Source organism: Mycobacterium sp., assembly GCF_032161845.1.
Taxonomy (GTDB): Bacteria; Actinomycetota; Actinomycetes; order Mycobacteriales; family Mycobacteriaceae; genus Mycobacterium.
This window is the reverse complement of the sequence record NZ_JAVRQA010000129.1, coordinates 1-6,554: the sequence shown is the minus strand read 5'-3', so window position 1 is coordinate 6,554 and position 6,554 is coordinate 1. Positions and strand designations below refer to the sequence as shown.

Annotated in this window: 8 protein-coding genes and 1 pseudogene; 5 read left to right on the top strand and 4 right to left on the bottom strand. The window is 66.1% G+C overall.

Annotated elements, in window-relative coordinates:
• Positions 1–502, top strand: a 502-nt coding sequence (locus QOD90_RS07755) for an AI-2E family transporter (protein WP_526348309.1), incomplete at its 5' end; no start/stop codon positions are given.
• Positions 503–574: 72 nt separating this feature from the next.
• Positions 575–1,249: pseudogene (locus QOD90_RS07750) on the top strand (UdgX family uracil-DNA binding protein); the annotation flags it as partial.
• 13 nt (positions 1,250–1,262) lie between these two features.
• Here QOD90_RS07750 and QOD90_RS07745 read toward each other — a convergent pair.
• Complete coding sequence (locus QOD90_RS07745; protein ID WP_526348307.1) at positions 1,263–1,577, bottom strand: hypothetical protein; 315 nt, start codon at positions 1,575–1,577, stop codon at positions 1,263–1,265.
• Between the two features lie 95 nt (positions 1,578–1,672).
• Between QOD90_RS07745 and QOD90_RS07740 the strand changes: the two genes are divergently transcribed.
• Positions 1,673–3,514 carry a CheR family methyltransferase gene (locus QOD90_RS07740; protein WP_526348305.1) on the top strand — a complete coding sequence of 614 codons (1,842 nt, stop codon included), beginning with the start codon at positions 1,673–1,675 and terminating at the stop codon, positions 3,512–3,514.
• 26 nt (positions 3,515–3,540) lie between these two features.
• Here the strand turns inward: QOD90_RS07740 and QOD90_RS07735 are convergent, their stop codons facing one another.
• Both QOD90_RS07735 and QOD90_RS07730 read right to left on the bottom strand, forming a co-directional pair.
• Positions 3,541–3,921 (bottom strand): hypothetical protein, encoded by a 381-nt coding sequence (locus QOD90_RS07735; protein ID WP_526348303.1) that lies wholly within the window; start codon positions 3,919–3,921, stop codon positions 3,541–3,543.
• Positions 3,922–4,009: 88 nt separating this feature from the next.
• Positions 4,010–4,429, bottom strand: a complete 420-nt coding sequence (locus QOD90_RS07730; protein WP_526348301.1) for a ChaB family protein — start codon at positions 4,427–4,429, stop codon at positions 4,010–4,012.
• Between the two features lie 135 nt (positions 4,430–4,564).
• On the opposite strand from QOD90_RS07730, the gene QOD90_RS07725 reads away from it, so the two are divergent.
• Positions 4,565–5,122: a type 1 glutamine amidotransferase domain-containing protein gene (locus tag QOD90_RS07725; RefSeq protein WP_526348299.1), complete on the top strand. Its 558-nt coding sequence runs from the start codon at positions 4,565–4,567 to the stop codon at positions 5,120–5,122.
• Positions 5,123–5,375: 253 nt separating this feature from the next.
• The gene (locus QOD90_RS07720; RefSeq protein WP_526348297.1) at positions 5,376–6,107 is read left to right on the top strand and encodes an ANTAR domain-containing protein; all 732 of its coding nucleotides are present in this window, start codon (positions 5,376–5,378) and stop codon (positions 6,105–6,107) included.
• A 12-nt stretch (positions 6,108–6,119) separates the two neighbouring features.
• On the opposite strand, the gene QOD90_RS07715 is transcribed toward QOD90_RS07720, so the two are convergent.
• Positions 6,120–6,479, bottom strand: a complete 360-nt coding sequence (locus QOD90_RS07715) for a hypothetical protein (RefSeq protein ID WP_526348295.1) — start codon at positions 6,477–6,479, stop codon at positions 6,120–6,122.
• Between the last annotated feature and the right edge of the window lie 75 nt (positions 6,480–6,554).

The following is a 6,554-nucleotide window of genomic DNA, read 5'->3' as shown; positions in this document are numbered from 1 at the left end:
CGGCTATGCGCGGGCCACCTCCCTCGTCGCCCTCGTCGACGCGGTCGCCATCGGCAGCGGGCTCGGGATCATGGGCATCCCCCTCGCACTTCCGCTCGCCTCGCTGATCTTCCTAGGGGCGTTCATCCCGCTTGTCGGCGCGCTGATCACCGGATTCCTGGCGGTGATCGTCGCACTGCTGGCCAAGGGACTCATCTACGCCCTCATCACGCTCGGGCTGATCATCGCAGTCATGCAACTCGAGGCACACGTGCTGCAACCGTTGGTGATGGGCCGTGCGGTCTCGATTCACCCGCTCGCCGTCGTCCTTGGCCTCTCCGCGGGCGGGGTGCTCGCAGGCATCATCGGCGCCCTCCTTGCGGTCCCGGCCATCGCCTTCTTCAACAGCTTCGTGCGTGTGCTGGTCTCCGCCGATCCCGGAGCGCGAAGCGAAGACCTCGAAGCCGAGGACGGCCCGCTGATCGAAGCGGATCGGGACGACGAGCCGCACCCGTCGTCCTGACGTACGGCCGCGCGGCACGGTTCGTCGGCTCGTAGGGAGGGAACCCGACGAACAAGGAAGCAGACGAGCAGCGATTCGCAGGAGCGGCACGTGGCGATGATGGAACGCACCTCGGCAGCAGAGTTCGTCCCCGACTCTCGAAGCCTGGCCACCGTCGCGGCGGCCGCGCGGGATTGCCGGGGTTGCGCGCTGTACGCGGACGCCAACCAAACGGTCTTCGGCGCGGGCGCGCGGTCGGCGACCATGATGCTGGTCGGCGAGCAACCCGGCGATCAGGAGGACAAGGCCGGCAAGCCCTTCGTCGGCCCCGCCGGTCACATTCTCGACAGGGCCCTATCGGCCGCCGGGATCGACCGCGAACCGCTCTACGTCACCAACGCCGTCAAACACTTCAAGTTCACCCGTGCCGAGCGAGGGGTGCGTCGAATCCACAAGACGCCAAGCCGGATCGAGGTCGTCGCGTGCCGGCCGTGGTTGTTCGTCGAGCTGGACCTGGTGGCGCCGGACGTGGTGGTGCTCATGGGTGCGACAGCAGCAAAATCATTGCTGGGAAACGACTTTCGGCTGACCGCCCACCGGCGCGAAGTTCTTCGGCTACCCGAACACGGCGACGATCCGGCGGTCGTGGTGACCACGCATCCGTCGTCGATCCTTCGCGGCCCAATCGAGCGACGAGACGAGGCCTTCGAAGCGTTGGTCTCCGACCTTCGGTTCGCGGCGGCGGTTCTAGACGACTCGCACGCATGAGGGGTCCGTGCGATCAGGGCGAGCCCAGAACGCCCATCGATGGAACTCCCAGCGCGAGCAGGCTGAGCGTCAGCAAGAACCATCCCGCGCCCTGCCAGATCGGCCAGGTGCGCCCAGCCCGCCAGTCCCGGTACGTCTTCACGAAGGCTCCGAGCGCGCCGAGGAACAACACGCCTGGCGTGGCCATCGCCACGCCGAGTGCGTTCCGGTCGCCGAGGGCATAGGCCGCGAACGCCCCCGCGGCCAGCAGGATGACCACGACGGCATAGGCCACGGCGCTGCGCATCGCGGGTGGGTCGTGCCACCGCTTCTCCGCGTCGTTGGTCATGCCTTGGGGCTTCCCCGCTGGATGGTCACCAAACAGCCGCGCCGCTACGACTGCTGAGTAAGGTCGAGATCCGACATGTAGGCAGACGGGATGAGATGAACGATCAAGGCGACGAGTCGTTCGAAGCCCTCTTGCACTACCTCCGGGACACCAGGGGCGTCGACTTCACCGGCTACAAGCGCACCTCGCTGGTGAGGCGTGTCCAGCACCAGATGGAACATGCGGGCGTGCAGACATTCGAAGAGTATCTCGATGTGCTGCAAGCCAGTTCGGACGAATTCGACGCGTTGTTCGACACGATCCTCATCAACGTCACGTCCTTCTTCCGTGACCCAGAAGCCTGGCAGTTCATCCACGACGAGGTCGTGCCCGCCCTGCTCGCCCGTCGCGGGCCGGACGAGCCGATCCGGATCTGGAGTGCAGGCTGCGCCTCCGGCCAGGAGGCGTACACGCTGGCGATGATCCTGGCCGATTCACTGGAACCCGAGGCCTTCCGGCATCGGGTCAAGATCTACGCCACCGACCTCGACGAGCAGGCACTGGCCCAAGCCAGGGCCGCGTCCTACGACGCCAAGGCCGTGGCGTCCGTGCCGGAGCCGCTCCTCGCGCGGTACTTCGAGCAGGTCAACGGTCGCTACCTGTTCAACAAGGACCTCCGCCGCGCCGTCATCTTCGGACGCAACGACCTGGTCAAGGACGCTCCGATCTCGCGGGTCGACCTGCTCGTCTGTCGTAACGCCCTGATGTACCTCAATGCCGAGACCCAGCAGAAGGTGCTGAGCCGCCTGCACTTCGCGTTGGCGCCAGAGGGAGTGCTCTTCCTTGGCCACGCCGAGATGCTTCTCAGCCATACCGACAAGTTCACTCCAATCGACCTGAAGCGCCGCATCTTCCGGCGCGCCGCGGGCTCGCAGAGCGAGATGTCGAAGTCGGAGCGCCAAGATCCGCGGATCGAACGACAGGGAAACCTCTCCGATCTCGGAACCATCCGTGAGCTGGCCTTCGGGGCCAGCCCCGTCGCCCAGATAGTGGTGACGGGCGACGACACGGTGGCAATGATCAACCAGCAGGCCGAGCTGACCTTCGGCTTGTCGGCCCGCGATATCGGCCGCCTGCTGCGCGACCTCGAGGTGTCTTATCGGCCCGTCGAACTCCGCAAGTATGTGGAACAAGCGAAGGTCGAGCGTAGGTCCGCACGCGTCCAGGACGTCGAGTGGCAGCGCCCGGGTACGGAGCCGAACTGGTTCGAGATCCACGTCAACCCGTTGGTAGACCCCGAGAACGGGCTCATCGGCGTGTCGATCGTGTTCTTCGACGTGACCGCCAACCGCATCCTGCTCGACAAGGTGGTGCACACCAACGCCCAGCTCGAGGCCGCCTACGAGGAACTGCAGTCGACCAACGAAGAGTTGGAGACCACCAACGAGGAACTCCAATCCACCGTCGAGGAACTCGAGACCACCAACGAGGAACTCCAGTCCACCAACGAGGAACTCGAGACGATCAACGAGGAACTGCAGTCGACCAACGACGAGCTCCAGACCATCAACGAGACACTGGGCGAGCGAAGCAGCGAACTCGACGAAGCCAAGACCTTCCTGAACTCTTTGGTCAACTCGGTGGCGATGGGCTTGATCGTGGTCGATCGCGAGATGCGAGTGGTGAAGTGGAATCCTGGCGCCGAGGAACTGTGGGGGCTTCGATCCGCCGAGACGCTCGGCGCACAGTTCACCAGCCTCGACATCGGTCTCCCCATCGGCGAGTTGAAGCCCTTGATCGGCAACGCGTTCGTAGATCCCGAGGCCGTCGGGGAGATGCGGGCCGAAGCGGTGAACCGGCGGGGCAGGAAGATCGACCTTCGCGTGTCGTGTACGGCCTTCCGGTTCGGCGAGGCGTCGGCGAATGGCGCGCTGCTGCTTATGGAGGAAGTCGGCTGACGGCCCGCGCGCCGGCTTGACCCTCGTCAGTCCGTAATCGTGGCTTCGTGTCGAGCGGCCGCCGCGCGGTGCCGCTCGGCCGCGGTCTGGTGAACGTCGCACTCCTGGTCGCCCACTGTCATAGCGGCCTGTTCGTGGGCGGCGGCCGCCCGCAAGTGGGATTGCTGGGCTTCGACGTGCCGATGCCGGGCCGCCCGGGACGCCCCTCGGGCCCGCTCGACGGCCTCCTCGGCGCGGCGATGGGCCGTCGCCGCCACGTCGAAGGCGGCTGATACTCCACTCACGAGCTGCGCACGGCGATTGCGGAGTTCCTCAGCTCGAGCGTGAGCCATCGCCGCACGTTTGACGGGCGGCGACCCGGCATCGTCGTCCGCTTCGACGTCTGACTTCCCCAGCTTGCTTGACATGTGACGTCATTCCCCCTGACCGCCCGTTGACGGCCTGTCCCCTCAGTATCCGCAGTGTGCCGCCATTGGCAAGGAAGTCCTGATGCCGTTACCGGTTGCGGCGGGTCTCCCGACGGTTGGCCTTTTGGATCGCCGAGACGAGGTCGTCCTTGGTCATCGTCGAGCGACCGGAGATCTCCAGCCGCCTGGCCACTTCGACGAGGTGCTTCTTGCTCGCATTGGCGTCGACGCCCTCGGCGGTGTCGCCCGTGGGCCGCGGGCCACCACTCTTGGCGCGATCATCCGAAGGACCGCGCTGGTCCTTCTCCTCCCAGTGGTCGCCGATCTTTTCATAGCTGTGCTTCAGCGCGCTGTAGGCCACCCGGTGGGCTCGTTCGCCCTCGCCATATTCCTCGGCGGCGGCGTCGTGGGTCTTGGCGAAGGTGCGCTGCGCCTTGTCATCGGATTTCTGCAACGTGCTGGGCAGTTCACTGGTCTTGGCCTTGCCGGACTTCGTCACCTTCGGCATCACGTACCCCTTTCGTCGTTGCGGCTGCTGCTTGAGGAGTACCCATGCGACGCAGGACTATCCGGTACGCGTGCGGGTGGTTGGGGCACGCTCCCGCGGGTAGTCCCGAAGTGAGCCGAAGGAGAGGAGCAAATCGTGGCAGGCGAACTGCAAGGCCGCAAGATCGCATTTCTGGCCGCAGACGGCGTCGAGAAGGTCGAGCTCGAACGACCCCGCGCCGCCGTGGAGGACGCCGGCGGGCGGGTCGAACTGCTGTCGGTGAAGACGGGTGAGATTGCGGCACGTGACCACGATCTCGAACCGGCGGGCACGTTCCCCGTGGACCGGGCGGTCTCCGATGTCAGCGTCGATGACTTCGACGGGCTGGTGCTCCCAGGTGGCACCGTGAACCCCGACAAGCTGAGACTCGACGAGTCGGCGGTGTCCTTCGTTCGCGACTTCGTCCGTTCGGGCAAGCCGGTTGCCGCGATCTGTCATGGGCCGTGGACGCTGGTGGAGGCAGACGTGGTCCGGGACCGGACGCTGACGTCGTACCCGAGCATCCGCACCGACCTGCGCAACGCCGGCGCCACCGTGGTCGACCAGCAGGTCTGCATCGACGGCAACCTGATCACCAGCCGCTCACCCGAGGACCTGTCCGCGTTCTGCCAGGCGATCACCGATCACTTCGCGAGCACGCCGGCGCACACCTGAGAGTCAGCCGCACCCGGGCCGTCGGAGCCGGTCAGAAGAATTACCGAAGAATTACGTGTTTCGGGCCTTCCTCCGGGGAACCCGGCGGTCGGCAGCCGACAGTGGCGAGGTTGCGTTGATACGTCGCTGCAAGGTGACCCGGGACAACCCTCGTGTTGAGAGCACAGCGCGCTGCTCGGCGTTGCCGCCCCGATCGACGACAGGTTGCTGACAACAGTCGACGGGGGGTAAGTAACTTCATTAATCTGCACACATGACAATCGACCAGGTGCCTCAGGGCGACGACACCACAGTCGGCCGGTCCCTGACAGCCGACGGCCAACCCGCCACCGACGGCCAGCCGGTGCGGCCCATCGACAAGGCGCTTCTCGGTGGTGCGCCGCAACGCGTCGGCCGGTTCGAGTACCGGTACGACACCGACGTCTGGACCTGGTCGGACACCGTCTACCGGATGCACGGCTACGAGCCTGGTGACGTACAGCCGACGACCGATCTGGTTCTGAATCACAAACACCCCGACGACCTGGCGCGGGTCAAGGGTCTACTTCATCAGTCGGCGGCGCCGTTCTCCAGCCGCCACCGGATCCGCACGACGGCCGGGGAGACTCGAAACGTGGTCGTCGTTGGCGACGCCGTGGCGGACGCGGACAACCGCATCGTGGCGACCAGCGGGTTCTACGTCGACATCACCGACGCCTTCAACGCCGATCTCCAAGAGTCGATCAGCGACAAGTTGGAGGTGATCGTTTCCCACCGTGAAGTCATCGACCAGGCCAAGGGCATGCTCATGGCGGTCTATCAGCTGGACGCCGACGCCGCCTTCGGCATCTTGAGGTGGCGATCGCAGGAATTGAACGTCAAGCTGGCGACCGTCGCCTCGAAGCTCGTCGCCGAGCTGCCGGAGCTCTTGAAGTCGAGCGCCGCGGCGCGCGCGCCCATCGACCACTACCTCATGACGCTGGGGTCATCCGACCCCGACGAATAGGCCGCTGCGGCGCTAACCCCGGTGGTCGGCTTCGGCCGCCAGGATGTCCTGCTCGGCGGCGCGCTCGTCATCCCCGGCGGCGGCTCGGTGGTGGTCGGCGGAGGCGCGGTGCGCCGCAACATCGCCGGACCCCGCGGCCGCCGCTCGCTCGTGTAGATCAGCGGCAGCGCGATGTACCCGGGCGGCCTCGTCATGTCGCTCTGCGGCTGACAGGTGCGCCTTCTCGGCGCTCTTGCGCGCATCGTCTGCGCGTTCCTTGGCCAGATCCACGTCTGCCTCGGTGACGGGCTCGCCGGCCGCCAATTCAGCCGAGCGCGCCCGGAGCTGTTTGGCGCGTTCAGCTGCCCGCTCGCTCGCTGCTCGTCGGTTCACCAGGCTGTGAACCCTACTCGCGTGCGACCTCCGTGGTGCCACCGTCGGAGTTCGGTATCGAACGGTCCGACTCGG

What these genes read in the sequence shown, in the direction of transcription:
- QOD90_RS07745 (WP_526348307.1), bottom strand. Translation starts at nt 1,577, where the DNA reads ATGACCAACGACGCGGAGAAGCGGTGGCACGACCCACCCGCGATGCGC.
- QOD90_RS07740 (WP_526348305.1), top strand. Translation starts at nt 1,673, where the DNA reads ATGAACGATCAAGGCGACGAGTCGTTCGAAGCCCTCTTGCACTACCTC.
- QOD90_RS07735 (WP_526348303.1), bottom strand. Translation starts at nt 3,921, where the DNA reads ATGTCAAGCAAGCTGGGGAAGTCAGACGTCGAAGCGGACGACGATGCC.
- QOD90_RS07730 (WP_526348301.1), bottom strand. Translation starts at nt 4,429, where the DNA reads ATGCCGAAGGTGACGAAGTCCGGCAAGGCCAAGACCAGTGAACTGCCC.
- QOD90_RS07720 (WP_526348297.1), top strand. Translation starts at nt 5,376, where the DNA reads ATGACAATCGACCAGGTGCCTCAGGGCGACGACACCACAGTCGGCCGG.